Origin of the sequence: Flavobacterium sp. (assembly GCF_049240005.1) — a bacterium.
Classification (GTDB): Bacteria; Bacteroidota; Bacteroidia; order Flavobacteriales; family Flavobacteriaceae; genus Flavobacterium.
Map to the genome: position 1 here is coordinate 1 of NZ_JBMLTK010000014.1, position 25,762 is coordinate 25,762.

A 25,762-nucleotide genomic window follows, 5' to 3' on the forward strand; every position below is an offset into this window, starting at 1 on the left:
TAGAGCACATCACTTTTAATGATGGGGTCCTGGGTTCGAGCCCCAGTCGAGTCACTTTTTTTTTTGCTTTATGTTCCAGACTCGATAGCTCAGTCGGTAGAGCACATCACTTTTAATGATGGGGTCCTGGGTTCGAGCCCCAGTCGAGTCACGAAAGTCGGACGTTCTGCGTTTGACTTTTTTTATACTCGGCCAAGTGGAGAAACGGTAGACTCGCCATCTTGAGGGGGTGGTGCTCGTAAGGGCGTGTGGGTTCAAATCCCACCTTGGTCACATCGAAAGTCTGTTTTTTAGCAGACTTTTTTTATTTTCTCTCGCTTCTGCTAAGCAAACTATAATGCGCAAATTAAAACTCCAGACAAGAGTTGATTAAACAAAAAGCAGATTGAAGCAAAAATTATTCTCACGCCAAAATACAATCCACTAATCAGCATGCAATTAATTGAAAAACAGATGCTTGAAAATAACTATGAATTGTTTTCTTCAATAAATCAACTGTTTAAAAAATCCTAAAACTTAGCCAATAAATTATTTTGTTTAAGTATTTATCTATATTTGTTAAACAAAATAAGACTATGGCTTACGTTAAGAACATCCTGACGATTAAAGATCTCGAGAATTTGAGCGGCATTAAGGCCCACACAATTCGTATTTGGGAGAAACGCTACAATGTCCTCGAGCCAAAACGAACCGACACCAACATTCGTTATTACGATTTGGCGAGCTTGCAAAAGCTACTCAACATTACTTTGTTGCACAATCACGGTTACAAAATTTCGAAGATATCAAAATATCCCGAAGAACGAATTCCGGAATTAGTCAACGAAATAATCTCGAGCAAAAGTGTAAAAGTTCATGCCATCAGCGATTTCAAACTCGCCATGATGAACTTCGACCAGACACTTTTCGTTCAAACGTATAATAAATTGCTTTCAGAGAAGCCGTTCCGCGAAATCTTTCATGAAATCTTTGTACCCCTTCTTAACGAAATCGGCTTATTGTGGCAAACAGATACCATTAATATCGTACACGAACATTTCATTAGCCACCAAATCAAACAAAAAGTTTTGGTTAATACGGAGAAAGCGCAGTTAAATAGTCCGCAGTACACGGATCGAACCTACGTACTTTACCTTCCGATGAATGAAATTCACGAATTGGGAATTCTATTCGTTAACTACGAAATCATCAATGCCGGTTTTCAAACGGTGTATTTAGGTGAATCAGTACCACTCGAGTGTCTATCCGATATGAAAAAAGCTTTCAGCAACATTACCTACGTGACGTATTGTACTGTTGAGCCGATTGCCGAAGAAATGAATACGTATGTAAAAGATCTGAAAGAAAATTTACTTAACGACGACAGTACCAAAATTGTTTTGCTTGGAAAGCAGGCGCAATTAGTTTCGGATAAACTTTTAGACAGCAGAGTTACTGTATACGAATCTATTAATACCTTTATTCGCACACTCTAGTTTTTATGTCTCTAAAAGTTTCTGTAATTGGTTCTGGATTTTCGTCGCTTTCTGTTGCTTGTTATTTGGCTAAAGCCGGACACCAAGTTCACATTTATGAAAAAAATAATTCGATTGGCGGACGCGCACGCCAGTTAAAAAAGAATGGCTTTACATTCGATATGGGTCCGAGTTGGTATTGGATGCCCGACGTTTTCGAACGATTTTTCGCAGATTTTGGTAAAAGTGCCGCCGATTACTACACCTTGATAAAGCTTGCTCCAGCGTACCGTGTTTTCTTTGGCGCAGATGATAGTGTGGTTATCGACGACGAACTTGCTAAAATTAAGGCCACTTTCGAAGCAATTGAGCCTGGAAGTGCTGCCAAACTGGAACGTTTCATGAATACGGCTCGCGACAATTACCGAATTGCCATTGAAAATCTAGTGTACCGTCCGGGCGAATCGCCTTTGGAATTAGTAACTCCAGAAACTATCGGAAGACTAACGCAGTTTTTCTCTAACATTAGTGCCGATGTTCGCAAGCAATTTAAAAACGAAAAACTGCGCCAAATACTAGAATTTCCAGTATTGTTTTTAGGTGCAAAGCCCGAAGACACACCATCTTTCTATAGTTTTATGAATTTTGCCGATTTTGGTTTGGGAACTTGGCATCCAAAAACAGGCATGTTCGATGTGGTGGCGGGAATGCACAAACTTGCGTTTAGCTTAGGAGTTAGCTTTCATACCAATGCAGCGATTTCAGAAATTGTTGTTGAAAACGGCATCGCGAAAGGCATCCGAGTGAACAACGAATTCATCGAATCGGATGTGGTAGTTTCTGGTGCTGATTACGCGCACAGCGAACAATTGCTGCCAAAACAATACCGCATGTATAGCGATTCCTATTGGGATTCTCGTGTTTTCGCGCCCTCTTCCTTATTGTTTTATGTAGGATTTAACAAGAAGTTGGAGAACATAAATCACCACATTTTATTTTTTGATACCGATTTTAAAGCACACGCTAAAGATATATACGAAGCGCCCAGATGGCCCGACGAACCGCTGTTTTACGCTAATTTTCCTTCGCTAACCGATTCTACATGTGCGCCAGAAGGTTGCGAAGCAGGTTTCTTTTTAGTACCGCTTGCGCCTGGAATTGAGGACACGCCGGCTCTGAGACAACAGTACTTCGATAAAATTATGACCCGATTTGAACGCTTAACTAAACAAGACGTTCGAAATTATATTACCTTTAGTGAGTCTTTTTGTAAAAATGATTTTGTTTCCGAATACAACTCGTACAAAGGAAATGCTTATGGAATGGCCAACACTTTACTTCAAACGGCCTTTTTACGACCCAAATTACGAAGTAAAAAAGTAAAACATTTATACTTTACCGGACAGTTAACCGTTCCAGGACCCGGAGTTCCTCCCGCCCTGATTTCAGGAAAACTTACCGCCGGTTTAATAGAAAAATATTCTAATCGTTAAAGTTTAGAAATTATGAAAGCATTATTTGATCAAGTTTCGGGAAGCTGCAGCAGAAAAGTAACAACTGCCTATAGCACATCGTTTTCAGCAGCAGTTAAAATGCTCGACAAATCGATTAGACAAGACATTTATAACATCTATGGATTTGTTCGTTTAGCCGACGAAATTGTGGATACGTTCCACGATTACGACAAAAAAACCTTATTCGAACGTTTCGAAACCGACCTGGAAAATGCGTTAAAAGACAAAATCAGTTTGAATCCGATTTTGAATGCATTTCAATACACCGTGCACAAATACGACATCCCGCGCGATTTAATCGATGCGTTTATGTACAGCATGCGTTTGGATTTACACAAAACTGTTTACAGCACACCAGAAGAGTTGGCACAGTACGTTTACGGATCAGCCGATGTGGTCGGATTGATGTGCTTGAAAGTTTTCGTTAACGGAAATCAGGCACAGTATGATGCCTTAAAAGTTCCAGCCATGAAATTGGGCTCGGCTTTTCAAAAGGTGAATTTTCTTCGCGATTTAAAAGCCGATTTCGAACAACTTAGTCGAACATACTTTCCAAACGCCGATTTGGCAAATTTGGACGAGAACTCCAAACGTGCAATCGTTAAAGAAATTGAAGCCGAATTTCGCGAAGCCTTCGACGGAATCTTACTATTACCAGATGCAGCCAAGTTTGGCGTATATACCGCTTTTGTTTACTACCAGAAGTTACTCAAGAAATTAAAATCGACGCCGTCTGAAAAAATTAAATCAGCACGTATACGCGTTAACGATTATCAAAAACTGCAACTATTTGCACGCTGTTATGTATCTTACCGCTTAAATTTATTATAGTTATGTGGATTCATTTTCTCGTTTTCTTCCTGACTTTTTTTATGATGGAATTCATGGCTTGGTTTACCCACAAATATGTAATGCATGGATTTCTTTGGAACTTACACGCCGATCACCACAAAAAAGATCACGACAGCTGGTTTGAACGCAACGACGCCTTCTTTATTTTCTACGCCGTTGTGAGTATCGGGTTTTTTCTGTTGTGGAACAATGGTATTTTATCAATCGGACTCGCCATTGGATTAGGAATATTTGCCTACGGATTGGTGTACTTTTTAGTGCACGATATTTTTATACACCAGCGTTTTAAATTATTCCGTACGGCAAACAGCCGATATGCAAAAGCCGTACGACGCGCACACAAAATGCATCACAAACATATTGGTAAAGATAAAGGTGAGTGCTTTGGAATGCTCCTTTTTCCTTACAAGTACTTCAAGAATAGCTAAAAAAAGTCGCCCAATGAGGCGACTTTTTTATCAAATTCAATAACTAACCTAAAAATTATTTAAACGTGATTGCGTTATTTTACAAAAGCTTGTAATGGCTTTAGTTGATCTAAATTTAAATTCCCTTGTTGCATTAGCGATAATAAAGCGGTGAAACTATCTGCAGTCATATCGGTTCCTAAAATTCGAACCAATGCAAATCCATTTTCACTTTCATATCCGAAGAGCACAAACTCATCCACTTTATCTCCATCTGCAAGCGCTTTAACCACGGCTCCAGCTTTACCTGAACCAAAGCGCATCAACTGTTCGTACTTTTTATCTTTTAGCAATTCCTGAACTTTGGTTTTCTCGACTGCATAAAGCGAATCGTTAGCAGCACTTTTCTTGAAAGCAAGAACGTTTACTTTTTCAAACTGGTTCAAGGCTTTCGATTGTTCGACGGTGAGTTTCGACTTATCCAAACCCAACATTTGCGGGGAAATATCCACAAAGATAAAATCCTTATTTTCTTGATTTTCTACAAAATACGACTCAAGAGTAGGCTTCGAATCACACGAAACAAAAATGAAAGCACTAGCGAATATTCCAAACAAAACTTTTTTCATGAACTTATTTTTTAGATTTTGAGGCTCGTTGGAGATCGACACCTCCTGGTAAATTCATTTTATCAGTTAACATCGAAATATCGTCTAAGTCGAACAAACCTGTTAAAGATAAGATTACTGTTTCGTCTTTGCCACTTCCTTCAACAAACATTAACAACTCGGTAATCTGTGATTCTTTGGAGCCCGATTTCACTGCTATGCGAATATTCTGACCTTTATCGTTTATACGCATTAAATCTTCTAATCCAGCCGATTTCAAATACTTGGCCGCTGTGGCTTTCATATCGGCGGCAATTTTCGGATTTGTGGTGGTAAATACACGCAAATTATCCAACTGCTTTACAAGTTTCATAAACTGCTGCGCATCCTTGTCTTTGGTGTTTACGTTACCCATCATTTCGAACATCTTCTTATTGACGACTACCGCAGTAACATCCTCTGGACCATCGAACTTATCAAAAACCGACTGTCCGTAAAATAAAGTTGGAGCTAAAGCCAACACAACTACTAAAATGAACTTTTTCATGATAAACTAATTTAAATTTTGATTGATGATTATTTCTTTTCTTCTTTAAAAACTTTTCTTTTACTCTTTTCTATTTTCTCTAACTGTTGTACACTTTCCACACCTTTATTGATATGCCCAGACAGCATCATTAAGGCTTTCTCGGTTTCTTTGTAAGCAACTTCTGGATCTTTAATTACTCCTGATCTTCCTACATCGGGTGTTCCAAAAAAGGTGTAATATCCAATTCCCAAAAATACAACCACCGCAGCAGCTATCGAGATATACGTATATTGTTGTTTACGCGAAGAATGCAATTGCCTAACCGGATAACTAACTTCTTTTTCTTGTGCAAAATATCCGAAATAGCTCTTGTATGCTTCTAATTCTGGCGCTACTTCTCCTGAAAAATACGACGCCAATAACTTTTCTTCAGCAAGAGTAGTTTCTCCATCGAAGTATTTTTCCAGCAATGCTTTAATTTCTACTAATTCCATATTCGTCCATTTTCAACATTTGTTCCCGCAACTGCTTTCGCGCTCTTGATAATGCTACTCGAACAGCTGTTTCATTCATTTCCATCACTTTTGCTATTTCAGCAAATTCATATTCTTCAACCTCTCGCAACTGCAATATCAATCGCTGTTGCTCGGGTAATTGTGCCATTAACTTTTCAACAATCGCCAATCGATCTTCAGCTTCCACTTTACGTAGTGTTTGCTGCGAAGCATCCTCAAAATAATGATGCTCTAAGGTCACATTCGACGATCGTTTTGCCTTCAGCTGATCCAAACAGTAATTCTTTGTAAGTGTCATTGCAAAGGCCTCAACACTACCCAATTGCTGCAAAGAATCACCTTTTGTCCACAGTTTCATCAACACTTCCTGAGTCGCATCTTCCGCTTCTTCGGTACTCACAAGCAACCGTTTGGCTAGTCGGAACATCTTGTTCTTAAAACCAGAAGTTATCGATATGAAATCCGTTGAAAGCAAGTTTTGGTTTGTTGGTTATATAGTGAAGACGAAACACAAAGATATTTGTTACTTAAACACGTATTTTTTTCAATATTGTAGAAAACAAAATGAATACTAAGCCGCAAATACTTCAAAATCAATACTTTAAATTTACTTCTCCAGATTTAATATTAAACCCTTTTAAAAAACGTTAATTGTTAAATGTAAATCCAGAATTACTAGATAACTCGTATATTTACTTTTAAAGCCACTTTGATTCTTGTTATGAAAAATATGAAACTCATTCAGGTACTGTTCTTCACCGCTATTACCGCGCTCTTTCTTACAGCTTGCGATGATCAAGATGATCAAATTGAACGAATAAGCGGACTTGAAATCGAAGATTTTATTTATAGAGGTATGAATACGTGGTACCTTTATGAAGATGATATCGCAGATTTGGCAGACAATCGATTTGCTTCTGCTGCCGATTATCAAAATTATCTTCGTGGTTTCGATAGTCCCGAGGCACTATTCGCCGCTTTAAAAGCTCCAGCACCTACCGATCGGTTTAGCATTATTGTAAACGATTATGAAGTGCTCAACAATTTATTCGCTGGAAATACTACAACCACAGGCGTAGAATACGGATTGTTTTACGAACCTGGCTCAGATACTAACATTTACGGCGTGGTGCGCTACATCATTCCGGGCTCACCCGCAGCGTCGCAAAATATCAGCAGAGGCGATATTTTTACAGGCATAAACGGCCAAGAACTCACGGCCTCCAATTACCGAAATCTGTTAGCATCAAGCACAATTACTTTTAACTTAGGCTCTTTCGACGGAACAACTGTTACCTCATCGTCGGAAGCAGTTACGGTATCTCGCGCAGCAGTTACCGAAAATCCTGTCTTCTTTAAAACCGTTTTCGTCAGAGGCAGTAAAAGAATTGCTTACCTAATTTACAACGGTTTTACAGCGAACTTCGATACCCAACTCAACGCTGCTTTCGCAGAATTAAAAGCGCAGAATCCAACCGATCTTATATTAGATTTACGATACAATTCCGGCGGAAGCGTACTTACTGCATCGCGACTTGCAGCAATGATAACCGGACAATTCACAGGACAACTCTTTGCGAAATATCAGTATAACAGCGACATACAAGCACAATTCGAAGCGACAAATCCTGACGAATTGCGAATCAATTTCCCAAATAGCGTTGGGTCTGCGCCTATCAACAGCCTAAATCTTACTAAAGTTTATGTCATCACGACAGGTTCTTCAGCATCAGCTTCTGAATTGGTAATCAATTGTTTAAAACCATACATTCAAGTACGCCAAATCGGAACTAAAACAACGGGGAAAAACACCGGATCCATTACTTTGTACGATTCGCCAACTTTCGGAACCCAAAACCGAAATCCAAACCACAAGTATGCTATGCAACCGTTGGTGATTAAAACCATCAATGCCGACGATTTTGGCGATTACAGTAACGGTATCGAACCCGATTTAAACCTTCCTGAGCAAGCGCAAAATATGGGTGTACTCGGTAACGAAAGCGAACCTTTACTCGCCGCTGCACTCAATTACATCGAAACAGGCAACCGTCCGGCAAATCGAAATGCTGTAAATTCGATTCAGTTTAGCGACAGTAAAAAAATGACTCCTTTTGCGACAGATATGTATCTGCCAACGAAGTAGTTTTTTTATTTGGGCGTGCCCCGCCTCCATACTTCCGGCGGGTCGCGTGCTCCGCTAAATCTCTAAGCCCGCGTTCGAAAAACAAAAGTGCGTCCGATGCAAGCTTTTAAACTTGCAAACCGACGCACTTTTTCATTGAAAAGTCTCATCTAAATATAGCACCCCCAAATGCGCAATCCGAAAATTTGTAGCTTCGAACGCTTGCTTAGAGGATACCGCTGCGCCCGCTCACGCAGGCAATCGTTACCCACGTTTAGTCTACAAAAAAGAATCCGTTCGGAATCAATCCAACCGTTAACGTATGTGCTAAAGTACCATCAGCTGAATACACGAAAACTGCCCCAGCCGACTGATAATCTTTCGCGTCTGCCACAAAAATCTGATTGTCTTCTACGGCAAAGCCATACAATACTTGTGCTTGCGAAGTAAAAAGTGGCGAATCCGTAACAGCTGTAGCCGTCAATGGAAAACGATATACCTTACTGTCTTTCGTAAAATAAAACGACCCGTTTTCCAAGGTCAGATTTGAACAATTAATTAAGGTCTCCGGAAAAGTAATCGTTTCTGTAATGGCATTAGTCGACAAATTAATTTTAACTAATTGCGACGCCGATTCGTAATTGGAACACAAAACGTATAAGATTCCGTTCTCCTCTTCTATTGTATTGGGCGCCAAAGGTGTAGCAACTTGAGCACTTATAGTATTTGTTGCCGGATCGATAATTGTAATCCCTGTCCCTACTCCGAATGCCCCGTTCGAAACAATAATTTTCCCGTTTTCTTCGATGATTCGTTCGGCAGCAGTATTAAGTGCAATATTAGTTATATGACCATAGGTCGTTGCATCGAATACAGCCACATAATCGTCGGTTGTGGTTAAAAAACTATCCTGATTAGTCACATAAATTCGATTTCCGTAAACAAGTCCGTATCGAGGAACAGCTAAATTCGTGTCGATTTTATCGATTAATGTAAAATCGTTTTCATTCACAACAGTAATAACATTCGAACCATTCGATACAACAAAAGCGCGTTCGCCAGCTTCAAAAACCGATTGTACATAAGCTCCTAATCCATCGCCGCCGTTTATCGAACCGTACAAATCGTTTGTAGTAACAGTAAAAGTGTTGTCCACAAAGCTTAAAGTTCCGCCCGACATATTACCTTCATTAATTACAATAAAACCATCATCAAACAGGCTGTCGGAGTCATCATCCGATTCATTATTCGAATCGCTACAGCCTACAAAGAGTGCGCCGGCTAAAATCCACAAAACATTTTTAAACTTCATTTCCATAATTATAAATTGAGAGTTAGATTAATTTGATAAGTGCGCAAAGGCATTGGCCTGCTTAAAACCGTTTGATAAGCCGTATTATATAAGTTTTGCGCCGCTAAAGAGATAAGTACAGGAAAACGCGACATTTTATAGTTCAAGTACACCGCCGCCGTCGAAAACGCATCCAATGCACCACCGCTATGGTCGCTGCGTGTTTCAACTGTACTTACCCACTGCTGGTTATACAAAATCTCGAACGATTTATAGCTGTACTTGAAGTTAAAAACTGCTTTGTGTTCAGGCACATATACCAATTGCAAATCGGTATTTGCATTTATGCTCTTTGTGTACGCGTAGCTACTGCCAACTGCCCATTGGTTACTTCCAAACTTCCAGCGGAAATCGCCCTGTACTTCAACTCCAGTAATATCCACCTCATCGGTATTTTCGGGTTGAAATTGCCCCGAAGCGCCTGGTACCCAACGAATCATATCACTAACCTGATTTTGAAACGCCGTTAGGCTGAGATTCCAATATTTCTTCGCAAACTGCAAGCCTAATTCGTATTGCCAAGCATTTTCAGCACGTAAGCTCGGATTCCCTAAGCTATTCCAATATAAATCGTTAAATGTTGGTGCCCTAAAATTTCTTGAGACGCCCGCACGAGCAGAAAATTCTTCCAAGAAAGCGTGTTTATATCCTAACGAAAACAAAAACGGACTCTCGAAATCGCTCACTTGCTCCTTACGTAATCCCAACTCGATCAAATCGGATTTGTATGGTTGCCATGCCGCTCCTAACGCGGTTGTAAGTGTCGTACGCTGTTGTCGGTTAATATCGGCGCCATTGGCAAAAATGCGTTGTACATCGGCAATGCTGGTAAATCGCAACTTTTTCGATACTTGATATTTAAATTCGTACCGAGCCAATGCTGTGGCCGCGTAACCACTTTGAAAATCAGGTAAAGTTGTATTGGGATAATACCGATATACTTCTCTTAAAAAACCAACGCGAACCAAATGTTCTATACGATTTCTACGATTTACAAACTCGGCTGAATGACGAAAATTGAGGTCGTCGTACGCAGTTTTTACGTCGGTGGGAAAAACGACCGAGAAATTGCGGTATTGCTGCACATATTCATTAAAAAAACGCAGCTCGGAACGTTCGGATAATTTACGTAAAGCTCGAAAATTGGCAGAAAAAACCTGATATTCCCCGTTTATATTTCGTCGACGGCGATTCGGAAATTCGTAATCGTTTTCAGCATCATTCAAAAAAAGGCTTCCGGCTAAAGTCCATTTTCCCGTACGAAACTTACTTTCCGCGAAAGCGTTGTGATTATTATACGAACCGTAGGCATATCGAACTTGATGCGCCTTGTTTTCAGAAAGATCGAAATTATTTTCAAGATGAACCGATCCACCGATTGCTCCACTGCCGTAAAACGTGCTTCCACCACCGCTACGGACGCTAATCTCTTGATAATTTGCTGTTTGGATGGTATTAAAATCGACCTGCCCTAAAAGCACCGAATTTATGGGAATGCCGTTCCAAATAACGGCCGTTTGAGCCGCAGTAGTTCCGCGAAAAGCAACTGAAGCCACCATACCTGCCCCGTTTTCCTTGACATAAAGCAACGAATTAGCCGATAAAATTTGTGCTAAAAATGGGTTCGCAAAACGCGGCAACGAGTCGGCTAAAGAAGATACCGCATGAGTATTCGAAAAATCGCGCAAAGCTGTATCTGTTAGCACCACTTCTTGCAGTGCAACAGCTTCTTGGGCGCACGAAACATGGTCATACGCCAACAAATAAAGGCAAGCTAATAATGCTTTGTACTTCATAAATTCGCAAGTCTTTATTCCCGAAGACTTTTCGTTTTTGATTATGAAGTGGCAGGTCTCCTGGCTTGCGTCTTTTTGTCGAACCTTCCCGTTTGTCACAGTGGTATGCAGAACTGACAAAAAGCTTGTTAGCTTACAGTTGCGGGTACAGCTATGGATTTTAACCATATTCCCTTTTAATGCACAGCCAAATGCACTGTGCAACCAACTTCGCGACAAAGATAGCATTCGGGAATTAATTTAAAACCCTTTCGAAAAATATTTTGGTTATGCTACCTTTGGCGCCATGAATGCACGAATGCTCCGCTTGAAAATCATCGTAATCTACCTATTTCTTGCCATTGCTTTTCAATGTAAAGAAGCGCCAAAAAGCAAAACAGAAAGTGGAATAAATAAAATTACCGAAGCGAAAGGTTTCTCACTATACAATTACAGCGATTTTAAAATTCTAAGTGTACAAGAATACTTTCCCGGAGCCACACAACAATTTAAATATGTACTGGCTAAAGATCGTTCTCAAGTTCCGGATTCCTTAAGAAAATTACCCTTTATCCGAATTCCTATTACTAAAATTGCTTTAAGTTCTACCACGCATATTCCCTCATTAGTACTTTTGGGAGTAGAATCTCGTTTAGTAGCCTTTCCAAATACGAGTTATATTTCTTCGCCAAACATTCGAAAAAGAATAGATAATGGAGCGGTTATCGACTTAGGTTCGAACCAAGAAATAGATTTAGAAAAGTTAGCCGTTTCGAAAGCAGAGTTGTACGTTGGATATCAAATTGATCAGAGTCGGAATTTAAACGAAACGCTAAAAAGCATTAACATCCCGATTTTACTTAACGCCGATTGGAATGAACAAACCGCTCTTGGAAAAGCTGAATACATTAAATTTTTCGGGGCACTTTACGACAAAGACGCCGAGGCAGAGAAAATTTACAACCAAATCAAATCCAAATATTTACAGCTGAAAGAAAAGGTAGCTTTAGAAAAAAACAAGCCATCTGTAATGGCTGGGGCACTTTTAGAAGACAGTTGGTATGCGCCGCAAGGAAATAGCTGGGGCGCACAGTTTATTAAAGATGCTGGAGCTTCATATATTTACGCAAACACAACTGGAACCGGAAGTTTAAAATACGATTTGGAAAAAGTATATAGCGATTGCAAAGCCGCTGATTATTGGATAGGCCCAGCTCAGTTCGAAACGCGGCAGCAATTATTAGAAGCCGATTCGCGTTACGGAAAGTTCGCTGCATTTCAGAACAAAAAAATATACAGTTATAGTTCTAAGAAAGGTGCAACAGGCGGTGTTTTGTTTTATGAACTTGCATCGCACCGTCCTGATTTAGTTTTAGAAGATTTAGTGAGTATCTTTCACCCACACCTACTTCCCAACCACAAACCTTACTTTTTCACTGCCGTTTTATGAAATTCTTCCAAACACAGTCTTTGAAAATTACAGTCGCTTTTGCGCTGCTTGCACTGTGTTTTATAGCTAACATTTGTACGGGAAGTACCGGAATTTCTTTACGGGCAGTTGTTGATTACGTTTTTGGAAATACCGATGAAGAATTAAGCTTTATCATCGGAAGTATTCGCATTCCGAAAGCGCTGACAGCACTTTTTGTAGGCATGTCGCTTTCCGCAGCTGGATTAGTCATGCAAACATTATTCCGGAACCGCTTGGCAGGCCCATACGTACTCGGCTTAAGTTCCGGTTCGTCGTTGGCAGTTGCTTTCCTTTTGATGGGAAACTCCATTTTGCAAGGAAGTTTGTCGAATTTCCTGAACCAACCTTATGCGATCGCCCTTGCGTCATTCGCGGGTAGTTTGGCAGTACTTTTTTTAGTTTTAGGAATTGCAAAACGGGTTGCAGACAGCTCGACCGTTCTAGTCGCCGGAATTATGCTTAGCAGTTTTGCCGGAGCAATTACGGGCGTTTTGAGCTATTTCACTACAGCCGAAAATTTGCAACGATACACCTTTTGGAGTATGGGCAGCTTAGCGAATTTAACAGGAATCGAATTGTTGATCTTGGTTGTAGTTAGCATCGTAGGATTACTATTGTTTTTACCCAAATTAGGCACTTTAGACAGTTTAATCTTAGGCGATCAGTACGCACAAAGTATGGGAGTAGCCTTGCAACAAGCACGTTTTTATTTAATATTAGTTACTGCATTATTGGTGGGTGTTAGCACTGCGTTTTGCGGACCAATTGCTTTTGTAGGCCTAGCCGTCCCGCATTTAAGCAGACAATTATATAGTGTAAACACGCATCAAAAGTTATTTCCCTTAACTGTTGCCACTGGTGGTACCATCATGCTTTTAGCTGACCTATTATGCAAACTTCCGATTACAGGATGGAATTTGCCAATCAATGCAGTAACATCGCTCATTGGTGCGCCCGTTGTAATGTACCTGATCTTGAAAAATCGCAACGTTTAAATGCATACTATGGAATTAGGATTGGAAAATTTGGTGGTCGGATTCGAAAAAAAGCAGTTAAACGAACCATTCTCTGCAAATTTTAAAGCAGGTAATGTTTATGCGATTTTAGGACAAAACGGGATTGGAAAATCGACCTTATTGAAAACTATTGCGGGAATCCTAGATCCAATCGGCGGAAGCTGTCTTTGGGACGGTACAAATTTGCAACAATTAACCCCTGAACAGCGAGCAAAAGAAGTTGCTATTGTTTTGACGGGCCGACCTTTTGTAGCCGACTTGACCGTTGAGGAGTTGATTGGCTTGGGAAGAAATCCGCATAAAAGCTGGTTTTACAAGGAAAGTGCAACAGATCGAGCACTATGTTATGAAGCGGCAACTGTATGCAACTGCCTCCCTTTTCTTAACAAAAAAGCGGTTGAATTAAGCGACGGGCAATTTCAGCTCGTTATGCTCGCACGCGCAGTGGCGCAGGATACGCCAATACTCCTCTTAGATGAACCTACTACGCATTTAGATCCGGCAAAAAAATCGGAACTGCTTTTCATTCTTAATAAACTTGCTTATGAAAAGGGTAAATTAGTACTGTTTTCTACGCACGACGTCGAATTTATGTTTGAGGCGGTTAAAGAAGTATTAGTATGTACTTCCGATGGCTTTAAACTGGAACATATTGATTCAATTAAAGATACTGCTGCCATAAATCGAATATTTCCCTCCAAATTCTTAACTTACAGCGAGAAACTTCAACAGTTGAAATACCGCTAAAAATTCATGAAGACAAAATTTATCATTGGACTGTTACTCATTTTAGCGAATGGCGTCTACAGTCAAAAAATTACATTGACTAAAGAGGGAATACCAACTGTAAGCATTAGCGATACCCGTTTGTTGCCCGATTTAAAAGACAAAATCGAACGATGGGCTGAGCAGAGTTTTCGAAATGGATATGATTATCAAGACCGTGGCGAAATAATCAGATTAGAAACGATACGACGTAATGCATTTACGTACTCAAGTCTTGGCGAAACCTACTCCTATCACGTAAAAGTTCGATTAACTTTTATTTTAACGGAAGGAAAACGTCGGCTACAAATTGACGTGCTGGAATTTATGGACGGACAAGAACCAAGTTCTTTAAAACTTGAATCCTTATTTACTTCAAAAGGTATAGCTAAAGCAGAAATGACAGAGGCCGTTAATGCACTAGAAGCAAACATTCAAAGAGTCGTTTCGCGTTTGCAAATACTATGGAAATAACCTAGACATTTAAAAATACACTTCTGCTTAACATTAAAGATTTCGAACAAGCAACTTTTCTAGAAATTACGCATCATGAAGTCGGCAGGCGCAACAAAAACGTATCTAAATTGCGAGTTTAAGAATTTAGAGATCGTAGATTTTGAATTCTTGAATGCTTGTGTTTACGGCAAGAAAGAAGTTACAACTGCCAATTTAACATTTGAATTAATAAAAAATTTAAAAAAAACATATCAAATTCTTACTTTTGAAATCATTTTTCCAAACATATGAGAAAGTATTACGCCTGGTTTATTGTTTGTATCCTCGGAACAGCAGCTTTGATTGCATCATGCTCCGGAGATGATGACAAAGATGAGTATACGCCTGTTAGTCCAGTTAATGTAGATCTGTCGGCCGTTCCTTACGCTAAACTATCCAATTACAAGTTTTTTGAAGGAGAGATGAAACTTCAAAACCCTTCGCTCGGCGTTTTACCCTACGAGCCTATCAGCCAGCTATTTACAGATTACGCACATAAGAAACGTTTTATATGGATGCCTAAAGGCGTAAAAGCTACTTATAACGGTGACGGAAAGATATTAGAGTTTCCGACTGGTGCCGTAATTATAAAAACGTTTTATTACGACAATGTGCAGCCAAGTAATACAACTCGTATTATGGAAACTCGGTTATTGATTAAGAAAGAAGACGGATGGATTTTCGCAGAATATATTTGGAACGACGAACAAACTGAAGCGAATTTAGTTACCGAAGGCGGATATCGAGAAATCAGTTTCATAAACGAATATGGAAATCTAAAATCGGTTAATTACAGGTTTCCAAGTAATGGCGAATGCTTAACTTGTCATAAGATGACTGATAAAGCAATTCCAATCGGACCAAAACCACAAAACCTAAACAACAATTACACTTTCGCAGATGGTTCCAAGAATCAGCTTGCAAAATGGGTTGAAATGGGGTATTTGGACAGCAATTATCCCGCGGAAATAAACACCGTAGTTGATTGGAAAGATACTTCAAAACCGCTAGAAACACGTGTTCGCTCGTACATAGACATCAATTGTGCTCATTGCCATCAGGAAGGAAGTCACTGCAGTTACCGCCCCATGCGATTTGCTTTCAGCGAATCAACTACAAATACGAATCTCGGTGTTTGTATGACGCCACAAGATCCGCTCAACGATGGAACTAGTGCTATTGTTTCTCCAGGTCGGATTGCACGTTCTGCCCTCAACTCACGATTGAATACCTCTGATGAAAGTATTCGAATGCCATTACTTGGACGCTCATTAGTTCATGAAGAAGCTGTATTAATGATTCAAGAATGGATTAACTCATTACCTAACTGTAACTAATTACCATGAAAAACAAACTACTTTTAACACTCTCCGTCCTGTCTTTACAGGCAGCAGTAGCACAATCAAATTGCGCAAATGCCGTTCCAGTTACAGCCGGATTAACAGTTGTTCCAACGATTGCTGGAACACCTCACACTACTTTCTGTAATACTGGAGATCCAGCAACAGCAGCAAACTGGTATGTGTACACTCCCACCCAAAACTTTTTAGTAACGATAACGACCGACCTAGAGGTAAACCTTAACGGCGACACGCGCTTTTCCGTTTATTCTGGAAGCTGTGGATCGCTTACTTGTGTTACTGGCGATGACGACAGCGGAGTATTAGGCAACCCAAGTTATCTTTCTGTAGCAGAATTCGAAGCTACTGCAGGAACAACATATTACATTGCTTTTGATAACAACTGGAGCGCTAACGGTTTTACTTTTTCTCTTATAGAAGACGAGTTCGTTCCTCCACCACCTCCATTTCTAACCTTCACTCAACAGTCGATTTCATTAACTGGCGGCTACCAAAATTGTGTAGTTGACATGAACGGTGATTACTTGGACGACATTGTTTCGATTGCGCCAAATCAGGTAACTGTTTTGCGTCAAATTCCAAACGTAGGCGGATTTACCACAATTCAAATGTCTGCACCTTCTACAAACTACATGCCTACATGGAGTGTTGCTGCTGGAGATATCGACAAAGATGGTAAGAACGACTTACTTTACGGAAATGGTTCTGGTGTTGCTTTTATGAAACAAAATGCCGCTGGAACAGGTTTTACGTTAATGCAAGGAACCGAATATGTTTTTTCGCAAAGAAGTAATTTCATCGACCTGAACAATGATGGAAATCTAGATGCTTTTGTATGTCACGATGTGCAACCAAATGTGCGCTATCTGAACGACGGAAACGGAAACTATACGTTTAGTCAAGGAGGTCTCGGCGATTTTCCTTCAGGAGGAAACTATGGTTCTATATTTGTTGATTACGATAATGATGGCGATCAAGATTTATTCATAGCGAAATGTCGTGGTGGCGCTTCTAATGCGAAAGTTGACGAGTTGCACAGAAACGACGGGAATAATACCTGGACAGATGTAAGTGTTGCCGCTGGAATGAATGAACCATCGCAATCTTGGTCGGCTGCATGGGCTGATTTTGATAATGATGGGGATATGGACGCAATGATTGGTGCAAGCTCATTTGCAGATGGCGGACATAAACTAAGAAAAAACAATGGCGACGGTACTTTTACCGACATTACTGTAGGATCTGGGCTTGATACCTTTACAGCAACTAACATCGAGAATAACGCTCACGATTATGATAATGATGGATGGGTTGATATCTTCATGGGCAACAATACCATCATGAAAAATAATGGTGATTGGACTTTTACACCAAAAACTATAGTGCCAACTAATGGACCTGTAGGTGACCTGAACAACGATGGTTTCTTGGATATTCAGAACAACAATCAAATCTACTTATCTAACGGTAACGATAATAACTGGTCTAAGATTTGTTTAAATGGCGTTCAAAGTAATAAAAACGGTATTGGTGCACGTATAGAAATGCATACCGCGTCTGGCATGCAAATTCGTGATGTAAGAAGTGGTGATGGTTTTCGTCATATGAGTTCACTTAATACCCATTTCGGACTTGGATCTAACGAAGCGATTGTTAAAGTAGTAGTAAAATGGCCTTCTGGAACAATCGACGAATTATGGGGCCCTGAAGTTAACAAAGCCATAATCCTTACTGAAGGACAAACGCTTTCTACCGGCGGAGTTTCACAGGATCTTGTAACTATTTATCCAAACCCAGTTCGCGAATCGCTAAACATCAAAGCTGATGGTTTTGAACTCGACTCTTACGAAATCTTCGACCTTACTGGTAAGAAATTATTGAAAGGATTGGTGAAAAACAACACAGTGAATGTTTCTAACCTTACTCCTGGGACATATGTTGCCGTTATCAAAACAACTGACGGTAAAAGCAAAACAGCTAAGTTCATTAAGCAATAAGCTAGAAACTAGAACAAAAAAAGGCGTCGCATTGCTTGCGACGCCTTTTTTTATGAAATAAATCTTTTAAAAAACACGAACTAAGTTAAATCCAAAAAAGATATTGGCAGTGCTCCAATCACCCGTTGTTCTGCCTAAGAAACCTGCTTCGTGAATACCTTGACTGTTCGAGAAATGCATCTGAAATACGTGCCCCCCTGTTTCTACATCAACTCCTACAGAAAGCGGGTTGCGATACGGCGAATCTGTTGAACGATTTAAGTGAGCGGCATAATCAATATTTATGGAAACGCGGTTACTTATCTTGTATCTACCACCCATTCCAACAGCAAACTGGCTATTGTCTTGCGAATCGATATCTACAAAATTCTCATGGAAGAAAGTTGGCGCCAATTCGAGTGATAGGCGCTTTGAAAACTTCCGCGAAACCAACAATTGAGAAACATAAATCAGACGATTATTAAACTCTAATTTCGGATAAATAGCCTTATCCAATTCATTGTTAATTCCCAAACTGTTAAATCCAACAATGGCTACCGGGAAACCGCCAACTTTCTGACGTACCAAACTGTATTTTGCCGAAAAGTCGTAAGCCTGTTCGCTTCGCGCAGCTGCAATAGTAAGCCAATCGGTTGCGCCATATAAAAATTTAAGCTGAGTAACGGCATTATCAAGTCCAAAAAAATCTTCGAAACCTGTTTCAATAGAAGCAAAACGGTGCGCTACAATGAAATAGAAATCGCCTTTCGCTGCTAATTTCGTTGATTCAAGATTTACAATTTTCAACGCTTTAAAAGCCGATTCAACAACAGGCTCGGCCTTTGCCGTGTCGATTTCATTCAGCAAATCATCTTGAGCTTGTCCTCCAAAAAACGCCAATAAACAAACTAGTAAAATATTCTTTTTCATCTTATTTTGTAATTAATGTTGCATCTACAATTTTATGTTGCTCGAGCAAATCGTCGAAACCAACATAGCGTCCTTTCACACGAACTTCAGCTCCTGCTGCAGGTACGGTTTCAGCCATTGTCAAGGTAACATCTACTCCATTGTCTATCAATAAGTTCTTCGATTTTAAATCTGAAGACGTTACTTTCCCGTATATAACAATAGTTTGATCCAGGAATTTTTGAGTTGTTTTCTCGGCAGATTGAGTATATTGCTCGTTGAGTTGCGCAACCGAAAGCGTTGCTACAGCATCCTCAGAAGAAATATCCCGATGCCCTTTGTAAACGTACTGATAGCCCAAAAAGCAGAGAAGTACCAGAGCGGAACAGATGATAATAATTTTTTTGCGATTCATAGAAATTGTTTTGTAGATTTAAAAATAGATAAAAAGTTGAGTAATATGATGTATTTACGATATCTAATTGTAATAAGTTTTGCAGCGGCACTAACTTCTTGTACAAACGATAGTACAAACGACTTGATAGCGGAAGTTCCCGCAGATGAAGCGGTACTTTATTCGCGCGATATTGCGCCCATTGTATCTAACAGCTGTACCAATTGCCACGGCGCCGTTCCTACTTTAGGTGCTCCGATGCCCTTAGTAACCGCCGATCAAGTAAGAAATGCCATTTTAAATCAAGATTTACTCGGACGTATTGCACTTCCTAACGGCGACGATTTACTTATGCCACAAGGCGGTCCGCGTTTTCCCGATTCAACGATAGAACTATTTGTTCGTTGGCAGCAAGACGGCTTTCAAAATTAAAATCCAAAAACCATGAGAAAAATACTCTTTTTATTCGCTATCCTCAGTACAAGTCTGTCGCTTGCTCAAAAATTAACAACAAAAACGGGCAAGCTTGCCTTTGAAGCCAGCGTTCCGGGTTTTGAAGAAGTAAAAGCTAAAAACGAAAATGTAACCTGTGTTTTAAATAAAGAAAACGGTGAAATAGCAACTTTGGCGCTCATGAAAGCATTCCGTTTTAAAATTGCATTGATGGAAGAGCATTTTAATGAAAATTATGTGGAAAGCGATACCTATCCAAAAGCTACTTTTAAAGGAAAAATCACGGGGTTTAATGCCGATAAACTCACTACTTCGTGGACAGAATATCAAATAAAAGGCAAACTTGAAATGCACGGAAAAACCAACGACGTTACCGCAGCAGCTAAAATTAGAAAGAACGACGGAGGCATCGAAATTCAAACCTCATTTAACGTAAATGCCAGCGATTATGCGATTAAAATTCCGAGTGTAGTAAAATCGAAAGTGAGTAATAAAATCGACGTAACAGGAATGTTTTTACTGAAGTAGTAAAATACAAGCTCGATTTTTCTGAAGATACTCCAGAGCTAAAATATCATTCCGATTACTGATTAGGATCTAGCGCAATAACTGCGTGCTTTAATAAGATATCATCTTTTTAAACCAGTAAGTAAACGACTATGATACGCATTCTAAAACTTGCTAAGCTCATTCTTTGCAGAATTCAGTGATTTTAATTTGGCAGCTCTACTTCGGTTACGTCGTTTAGTTTGTCGAGTTCCAGTATAGTTATAGTATCATCCGGCGCATCGAAATACATCATGTTAAACTTCGCACCGTACTTAATTTCTGTAAACAGATAGCTGGAATTTGCCGCCACGGTAGTACAAAACATTTCGTCGAAGGCTTTAATGAACACTAAAATTTCGCCTTCAATTTTAGCGAAATCTGCTGCCGTGAATTGATAGAGCGGACTTTCCTCCGTAATCGGATGAACCACTGTCCACGATAAGGTTAGCAAATTTACGTGCTGCATCTCAAGTGGAAGCTGATAGAATTTATTGACTTTTTTCCCATCTTCTTCAACGACCATACCTAAGGTAATTTTGACATAGGCATCGGTTAAATTGGTGTTTTTGAATGGAACCAAACGCAACATCAGTGCCGTACCACCGCGATATGGAGCAATTACCGCACAATCGGAAAATTTAATATACGCACGCGGTCTGCTAAAACGTCCGAAAAATAAACCTGTTGCAATGGAAAAACTCAGCAAACCCACTAGGGCTTCGGCAGCGGCCAAAGTACTTGTCGCAAATCCGTTTGGTGAAATATGACCGTAACCCACAGTGGTAAAGGTTTGAGCCGAGAAAAAGTAAGCTTTACCGAATTTTAGCCACTCAGAACCATTGTTGTCGATGCCGTTTAAATACTCAATCCCTATAAGATAGTACAAGGTGGCAAAAACTAGATTGATTGCGAAATAGAATCCAAATAAAATCGACAAGAATTTCCACGTAGGCATGTCGAGCATGGTGTGATACCAGCTGATCCGATCAAAAAAAGAAAGTCCGCGTTTACGAATATTCGCCGAACCGTCTTTATTCACAAATCTACCGCCGTAACTGGTGGCGTTGGTGCCAAATCCGGAGTTTAGCTCGGCCTTTGCTTTCTTATTTTGTTTGAAAAATTCCATTAATCTAAGTAATCAAAAATTTCACCTTCTTCGCAAACACGATCTATTACCATCTCGATTTTCTCGTTGTACTTTTCCGCGAAAATTAATCGTTGTCCGACGAAAATGCTGTCTAAAATTCGCAGCAATTTGGTTTCGTTTCTTGTGGCAACCATATCTTCCAGCTGATCGACTGCAATTATTTTCAAACGATTGGCGTTAAAACCCGCTCCAGCAAAAATTAATGCCGCTTTACTTATTGGCGCTACCAATATGTCGATTCCTTCACTGATTTCATTTTTCTCGACATCGATATCTCGTTTGTCGTAAACGGGATACAGCTTTAAGTCGAGTGAAATAAACAAAGAAGTTGTGTTGAGTACAAAAGCATCCACCGCCGGATTATCAGGTAACAAGACTAATGCTCGAGGCGATTGTTCGTGAGCGCCATCGAGTTTTTGAGCCACATGCATAGCTAAGGCCGTAGTTTTTCCCGAACCTTTTGGAGCGAGAACGGCAGTAGTAACGCCCGATTTAATCAGCGACCATGTTTCTTCCTGCAATTCGGTTGCTGTTGTGGCGCCCAGATCGTTTAGCCATTGTGCTACTTCGGGCTTAATTTTCTTTAAATTCATTTACTGGCAAATAATTTTACATCGTTTTCCGAGATTTCTTGTCCGCTCAAAATAATCAAGCGTTCAACCACATTGCGTAGTTCTCGGATGTTTCCTGTCCAATCGTACTCTTGCAGTAAGGTAATTGCCGATTCCGAGAATTTCTTAACAGCAGTTCCTTGTTCTTCGGCAATTTTGGCAGCGAAATGATTAATCAGCAATGGAATGTCACTTCTTCGTTCGTTTAGCGACGGAACTTTTATCAAAATCACCGCCAATCTATGGTATAAATCTTCGCGAAAACGTCCTTCGGCAATTTCCGTTTTTAAATCTTTGTTTGTAGCCGCTATTACGCGAACGTTTACTTTAATGTCTTTATCGGCACCTACACGTGTCACCACATTTTCTTGAAGTGCGCGTAGTACTTTCGCTTGCGCGGAAAGACTCATATCGCCAATTTCGTCCAAGAAAATCGTACCACCGTCGGCAGCTTCAAATTTTCCCGCACGATCTTTAACGGCCGAGGTAAAAGCGCCTTTAACGTGTCCGAACAATTCACTTTCAATAAGTTCCGAAGGTATGGCAGCGCAATTTACTTCGATCATAGGAGCAGCTGCCCGATCGCTTTGTTCGTGTAATTGATGGGCTACTAATTCTTTTCCAGTACCGTTTGGTCCGGTTATCAAAACACGTGCTTCTGTTTTTGCTACCTTCTCAATCATGAGTTTAATATGATTGATGGGCTCGCTTTCACCGATCATTTCGTAGCTTTTGCTTACTTTCTTTTTTAGAATCTTATTTTCAACTACGAGCTGTTTTTTGTCGAGCGCATTGCGTACAGTGTTCAGCAAGCGGTTTAAATCGGGTGGTTTTGAGATGTAATCAAAGGCGCCGAGTTTCATCGTTTGGATGGCCGTATCCATATCGCCATGACCAGAAATCATCACCATAGGAATTTCCGGCTTTATTTTTTTTACAGCTTCTAGAAGTTCGACACCATCCATTTTCGGCATTTTGATATCGCATAGAACTAAATCGTAATCCGAATTTTTGATCTTCTCAAGTCCGCTAACGCCGTCTTCAGCTTCTTCGACAGCATAACTTTCACTTTCTTCTGAAAGAATTTTTATCAATACACGGCGAATGGCCGCTTCATCTTCAATAATTAAAATTTTACTCACGTATTAGTCGTATTTCGTCCATTTAATAATTTCTTTCCATGTTGGTTTCTTGCCGTACATTAAAATTCCGACGCGATAAATTTTTGCTGCAAACCAAACTACCAGCACAAAAGTTGCAAAAAGCAGAACAATACTTAAAATCACTTGCCAAATGGGCACACCAAACGGAATGCGCATAAGCATTACAATAGGCGAAGTTAAGGGCACAATACTAAATACTGTGGCAACAGTTCCGTGCGGGTCGTTGATTACGGTAAAAAAGCCAATATACACACCCAGCACCAGTGGCATAATGATAGGAAGTAAGAATTGTTGCGAATCGGTTTCGTTGTCGACGGCTGCGCCAATTGCTGCATAAAACGAACTGTAAAGGAAGTAACCGCCGATAAAATACAGCACAAACGAAATTAAAATAGTTGCAATGGGCAGGTCCCAAACAGCTGCAAGTAGTTGTTGAATTTTAGATGGATCGACTTGTTCGGCTGCGGCATTTGCAGCAATACCCGCCGTTCCGCCCGTTTCGATTCCGAATACTGCCGATGCTATGGTAAGCAAAGTGATTCCGAGCACAATCCAAATTCCGAATTGCAGCAAGCCGGCGAGCGAAGTTCCTATTATTTTTCCCAACATCAGTTGAAATGGCTTTACTGAGGAAATGATAATCTCGATAATTCGGTTTGTTTTTTCTTCGATAACGCTGCGCATCACTAAATTTCCGTAGATGATTATAAACATCATGATGAGATAACCAAAGCCACCACCGATAATGATTCGGATTAAGGAAGCGCCTTTGATGGTGTCTTCACCCGAAGATTTCTTTAACTGAATGGAAACGTCGGCCTGTGCCTTATTGATGGCTAACGTATCGATTCCGGCGGCCTGATAATTTTGAGCGGTTAGTTTCTCGCTCAGTTGGTCTTCCAAGTCGAGTATTAATTCGAGTGGTGCACTTTCGTTGGAATAGTACTGTGTTTTTTGCGCAATTTCATTGGTTTTGGTCGTTGCGGGAACAACTAAAAGGCCGTCGAATTTTTCGGCTTTAACGCTGTCGCGGAGGACGGCTACCGCTAAGCCCGAAGTATTTACGTAGCGGTATTCTTCGGTGCTTTTTAGTGTATTGAAAATGACGTTTGCCGGATCGTGAACGGCAATTCGGCGTAAATCGGCTTTCATGCTTGCCAAATAACCAACTACTGCCGCGATTACGACAAAAATCAGCGGACTCAAAAATGTCATTACGATAAACGACTTATTTCGCACTTTCGCGATAAACTCGCGCTTGATGATCAGCTTTAAAAGGCTCATATTAGTTTTGAGTTACGGTTTGAATGAATATGTCGTTCACGGAAGGTATTTTCTCTTCGAAATGCGTTACCATACCGTTGTTGAGCAGTAGTGACAGTAAGTTGTTAGGCGTATCGTTGCCAATGGCCACCTCTAATTGCAGCTCTTGATTAAGCGATTTGAAATGCGTTTGCGCCACTGTGTATTTTTGGGTTAATTGATACAACAGTTGTTCGGTATTTTGCGTGAGTACGCCGATCCGGTACGTTGCGGTTCGGTACTGGCGCTTTACGTCGTCGAGTTTGCCTTCAATTAGTTTGTTTGACTTGTGAATTAATGCAATGTAGTCGCACAATTCTTCGACGCTTTCCATGCGGTGTGTCGAGAAGATAATGGTGGAACCTTGCCGTTTTAGTTCGAGAATTTCGTCTTTGATCAAGTTGGCGTTTACCGGATCGAAACCAGAAAACGGCTCGTCGAAAATGAGCAATTTAGGTTTGTGGAGTACGCAAACAACAAACTGAATTTTCTGCGCCATTCCTTTGCTTAACTCCTGGATTTTCTTGTTCCACCAAGAGGTAATTTCGAGTTTTTCGAACCAGAAGTCGAGTTGCGCTTTAGCGTCTTTTTTAGACATCCCTTTAAGCTGCGCTAGGTACAAACATTGTTCGCCTACTTTCATGGTTTTATACAAACCGCGTTCTTCAGGCAAGTAGCCAATACTTTGAATGTGTTTGGGTTGCAGCGGTTCGCCGTCGAGAATTACGCGGCCGCTATCGGGCATTGTTATTTGGTTGATGATTCGAATTAGGGAAGTTTTTCCGGCGCCGTTAGGCCCTAATAATCCGTATATGGAACCTTTAGGAACCGAAAGCGATACGTGGTTTAAGGCCGTGTAATCGCCATATTTTTTTACAACATCTGAAACTTCTAGAATGTGCTCCATGCTTGGCTGATATTTGTGTAAAGTTAAGAAAAGCATTACAACAGTGGGTCGCATTTTTCGAATTTGAACGTGGGAAAAAAGACGAAAAGTTGCGAACTCAAATACGCTAATAA

General features: G+C 40.3%; 27 protein-coding genes, 2 tRNA genes and 1 riboswitch. Of the genes, 16 read left to right on the forward strand and 13 right to left on the reverse strand.

The genetic code is table 11. The features are described from left to right. Positions 1-78: 78 nt before the first annotated feature. The 6 genes from ACOVQQ_RS01150 to ACOVQQ_RS01175 all read left to right on the forward strand — a co-directional run bounded on the left by ACOVQQ_RS01150 (position 79) and on the right by ACOVQQ_RS01175 (position 4,248). Positions 79-151 (forward strand) — tRNA-Lys (locus ACOVQQ_RS01150). A gap of 39 nt (positions 152-190) precedes the next feature. Then, positions 191-273: transfer RNA gene (locus ACOVQQ_RS01155), tRNA-Leu, on the forward strand. Between the two features lie 302 nt (positions 274-575). Then, the gene (locus ACOVQQ_RS01160; RefSeq protein WP_298147769.1) at positions 576-1,475 is read left to right on the forward strand and encodes a MerR family transcriptional regulator; all 900 of its coding nucleotides are present in this window, start codon (positions 576-578) and stop codon (positions 1,473-1,475) included. 5 nt (positions 1,476-1,480) lie between these two features. After that, positions 1,481-2,947: a phytoene desaturase family protein gene (locus tag ACOVQQ_RS01165; RefSeq protein ID WP_421816572.1), complete on the forward strand. Its 1,467-nt coding sequence runs from the start codon at positions 1,481-1,483 to the stop codon at positions 2,945-2,947. Positions 2,948-2,959: 12 nt separating this feature from the next. Then, entirely contained in the window at positions 2,960-3,799 is an 840-nt protein-coding gene (locus ACOVQQ_RS01170; RefSeq protein ID WP_421816573.1) for a phytoene/squalene synthase family protein, read from the forward strand. Between the two features lie 2 nt (positions 3,800-3,801). Further along, positions 3,802-4,248 carry a sterol desaturase family protein gene (locus ACOVQQ_RS01175; protein WP_094487328.1) on the forward strand — a complete coding sequence of 149 codons (447 nt, stop codon included), beginning with the start codon at positions 3,802-3,804 and terminating at the stop codon, positions 4,246-4,248. A gap of 74 nt (positions 4,249-4,322) precedes the next feature. Here ACOVQQ_RS01175 and ACOVQQ_RS01180 read toward each other — a convergent pair whose 3' ends face one another. Genes ACOVQQ_RS01180 through ACOVQQ_RS01195 form a run of 4 tightly spaced genes read right to left on the reverse strand, consistent with a single transcriptional unit; the run spans position 4,323 to position 6,306 of the window. Then, positions 4,323-4,856 (reverse strand): DUF4252 domain-containing protein, encoded by a 534-nt coding sequence (locus ACOVQQ_RS01180; RefSeq protein WP_421816574.1) that lies wholly within the window; start codon positions 4,854-4,856, stop codon positions 4,323-4,325. Positions 4,857-4,860: 4 nt separating this feature from the next. After that, complete coding sequence (locus ACOVQQ_RS01185; RefSeq protein WP_421816575.1) at positions 4,861-5,382, reverse strand: DUF4252 domain-containing protein; 522 nt, start codon at positions 5,380-5,382, stop codon at positions 4,861-4,863. 29 nt (positions 5,383-5,411) lie between these two features. Then, complete coding sequence (locus ACOVQQ_RS01190) at positions 5,412-5,858, reverse strand: hypothetical protein (RefSeq protein ID WP_421816576.1); 447 nt, start codon at positions 5,856-5,858, stop codon at positions 5,412-5,414. Further along, a complete protein-coding gene (locus ACOVQQ_RS01195) occupies positions 5,839-6,306 on the reverse strand; it encodes an RNA polymerase sigma factor (RefSeq protein WP_094487340.1) in 468 nt (155 codons plus the stop codon). Before ACOVQQ_RS01195 ends, ACOVQQ_RS01190 begins: the two co-directional genes overlap by 20 nt. A gap of 303 nt (positions 6,307-6,609) precedes the next feature. Between ACOVQQ_RS01195 and ACOVQQ_RS01200 the strand changes: the two genes are divergently transcribed. Beyond that, the gene (locus ACOVQQ_RS01200; protein WP_421816577.1) at positions 6,610-8,025 is read left to right on the forward strand and encodes a S41 family peptidase; all 1,416 of its coding nucleotides are present in this window, start codon (positions 6,610-6,612) and stop codon (positions 8,023-8,025) included. A 253-nt stretch (positions 8,026-8,278) separates the two neighbouring features. Here the strand turns inward: ACOVQQ_RS01200 and ACOVQQ_RS01205 are convergent, their stop codons facing one another. Continuing rightward, on the reverse strand, positions 8,279-9,316 hold the full coding sequence (locus ACOVQQ_RS01205) for a YncE family protein (RefSeq protein WP_421816578.1): 1,038 nt from the start codon (positions 9,314-9,316) through the stop codon (positions 8,279-8,281). 8 nt (positions 9,317-9,324) lie between these two features. Continuing rightward, entirely contained in the window at positions 9,325-11,151 is a 1,827-nt protein-coding gene (locus ACOVQQ_RS01210) for a TonB-dependent receptor plug domain-containing protein (protein WP_421816579.1), read from the reverse strand. Between the two features lie 33 nt (positions 11,152-11,184). After that, positions 11,185-11,376: riboswitch (cobalamin riboswitch) on the reverse strand. A gap of 61 nt (positions 11,377-11,437) precedes the next feature. Between ACOVQQ_RS01210 and ACOVQQ_RS01215 the strand changes: the two genes are divergently transcribed. The 7 genes from ACOVQQ_RS01215 (at position 11,438) to ACOVQQ_RS01245 (ending at position 18,235) form a co-directional block, all read left to right on the forward strand. After that, positions 11,438-12,580 (forward strand): ABC transporter substrate-binding protein, encoded by a 1,143-nt coding sequence (locus ACOVQQ_RS01215; RefSeq protein WP_421816580.1) that lies wholly within the window; start codon positions 11,438-11,440, stop codon positions 12,578-12,580. A gap of 20 nt (positions 12,581-12,600) precedes the next feature. Next, positions 12,601-13,596, forward strand: a complete 996-nt coding sequence (locus ACOVQQ_RS01220) for a FecCD family ABC transporter permease (RefSeq protein ID WP_421816581.1) — start codon at positions 12,601-12,603, stop codon at positions 13,594-13,596. Positions 13,597-13,605: 9 nt separating this feature from the next. Then, a complete protein-coding gene (locus ACOVQQ_RS01225; RefSeq protein ID WP_421816582.1) occupies positions 13,606-14,364 on the forward strand; it encodes an ABC transporter ATP-binding protein in 759 nt (252 codons plus the stop codon). Positions 14,365-14,370: 6 nt separating this feature from the next. After that, positions 14,371-14,856 carry a hypothetical protein gene (locus tag ACOVQQ_RS01230; RefSeq protein ID WP_421816583.1) on the forward strand — a complete coding sequence of 162 codons (486 nt, stop codon included), beginning with the start codon at positions 14,371-14,373 and terminating at the stop codon, positions 14,854-14,856. 75 nt (positions 14,857-14,931) lie between these two features. After that, positions 14,932-15,129 (forward strand): hypothetical protein, encoded by a 198-nt coding sequence (locus ACOVQQ_RS01235; RefSeq protein ID WP_421816584.1) that lies wholly within the window; start codon positions 14,932-14,934, stop codon positions 15,127-15,129. Next, on the forward strand, positions 15,126-16,214 hold the full coding sequence (locus ACOVQQ_RS01240) for a hypothetical protein (RefSeq protein WP_421816585.1): 1,089 nt from the start codon (positions 15,126-15,128) through the stop codon (positions 16,212-16,214). The genes ACOVQQ_RS01235 and ACOVQQ_RS01240 overlap by 4 nt, the downstream gene beginning before the upstream one ends. Positions 16,215-16,219: 5 nt before the next feature. Further along, entirely contained in the window at positions 16,220-18,235 is a 2,016-nt protein-coding gene (locus ACOVQQ_RS01245) for an FG-GAP-like repeat-containing protein (RefSeq protein WP_421816586.1), read from the forward strand. 66 nt (positions 18,236-18,301) lie between these two features. Here ACOVQQ_RS01245 and ACOVQQ_RS01250 read toward each other — a convergent pair whose 3' ends face one another. Next, positions 18,302-19,144, reverse strand: coding sequence for a DUF5777 family beta-barrel protein (locus ACOVQQ_RS01250; protein WP_421816587.1), 843 nt, complete (start codon positions 19,142-19,144; stop codon positions 18,302-18,304). A 1-nt stretch (position 19,145) separates the two neighbouring features. Then, complete coding sequence (locus ACOVQQ_RS01255; protein ID WP_421816588.1) at positions 19,146-19,538, reverse strand: OB-fold protein; 393 nt, start codon at positions 19,536-19,538, stop codon at positions 19,146-19,148. 45 nt (positions 19,539-19,583) lie between these two features. Between ACOVQQ_RS01255 and ACOVQQ_RS01260 the strand changes: the two genes are divergently transcribed. Both ACOVQQ_RS01260 and ACOVQQ_RS01265 read left to right on the forward strand, forming a co-directional pair. After that, complete coding sequence (locus tag ACOVQQ_RS01260) at positions 19,584-19,949, forward strand: hypothetical protein (protein ID WP_421816589.1); 366 nt, start codon at positions 19,584-19,586, stop codon at positions 19,947-19,949. Between the two features lie 12 nt (positions 19,950-19,961). Next, a complete protein-coding gene (locus ACOVQQ_RS01265) occupies positions 19,962-20,498 on the forward strand; it encodes a YceI family protein (RefSeq protein WP_421816590.1) in 537 nt (178 codons plus the stop codon). Positions 20,499-20,682: 184 nt separating this feature from the next. Here the strand turns inward: ACOVQQ_RS01265 and ACOVQQ_RS01270 are convergent, their stop codons facing one another. Genes ACOVQQ_RS01270 through ACOVQQ_RS01290 form a run of 5 tightly spaced genes read right to left on the reverse strand, consistent with a single transcriptional unit; the run spans position 20,683 to position 25,649 of the window. Then, entirely contained in the window at positions 20,683-21,645 is a 963-nt protein-coding gene (locus ACOVQQ_RS01270) for an ion channel (RefSeq protein WP_421816591.1), read from the reverse strand. Then, positions 21,645-22,259: a DEAD/DEAH box helicase gene (locus ACOVQQ_RS01275; RefSeq protein ID WP_421816592.1), complete on the reverse strand. Its 615-nt coding sequence runs from the start codon at positions 22,257-22,259 to the stop codon at positions 21,645-21,647. The genes ACOVQQ_RS01270 and ACOVQQ_RS01275 overlap by 1 nt, the downstream gene beginning before the upstream one ends. Next, positions 22,256-23,419 carry a sigma-54-dependent transcriptional regulator gene (locus tag ACOVQQ_RS01280; protein WP_298147835.1) on the reverse strand — a complete coding sequence of 388 codons (1,164 nt, stop codon included), beginning with the start codon at positions 23,417-23,419 and terminating at the stop codon, positions 22,256-22,258. The genes ACOVQQ_RS01275 and ACOVQQ_RS01280 overlap by 4 nt, the downstream gene beginning before the upstream one ends. A 3-nt stretch (positions 23,420-23,422) precedes the next feature. Continuing rightward, complete coding sequence (locus ACOVQQ_RS01285) at positions 23,423-24,724, reverse strand: ABC transporter permease (protein WP_421816593.1); 1,302 nt, start codon at positions 24,722-24,724, stop codon at positions 23,423-23,425. Position 24,725: 1 nt separating this feature from the next. Next, the gene (locus tag ACOVQQ_RS01290) at positions 24,726-25,649 is read right to left on the reverse strand and encodes an ABC transporter ATP-binding protein (protein WP_094485496.1); all 924 of its coding nucleotides are present in this window, start codon (positions 25,647-25,649) and stop codon (positions 24,726-24,728) included. Positions 25,650-25,762: the final 113 nt, after the last annotated feature.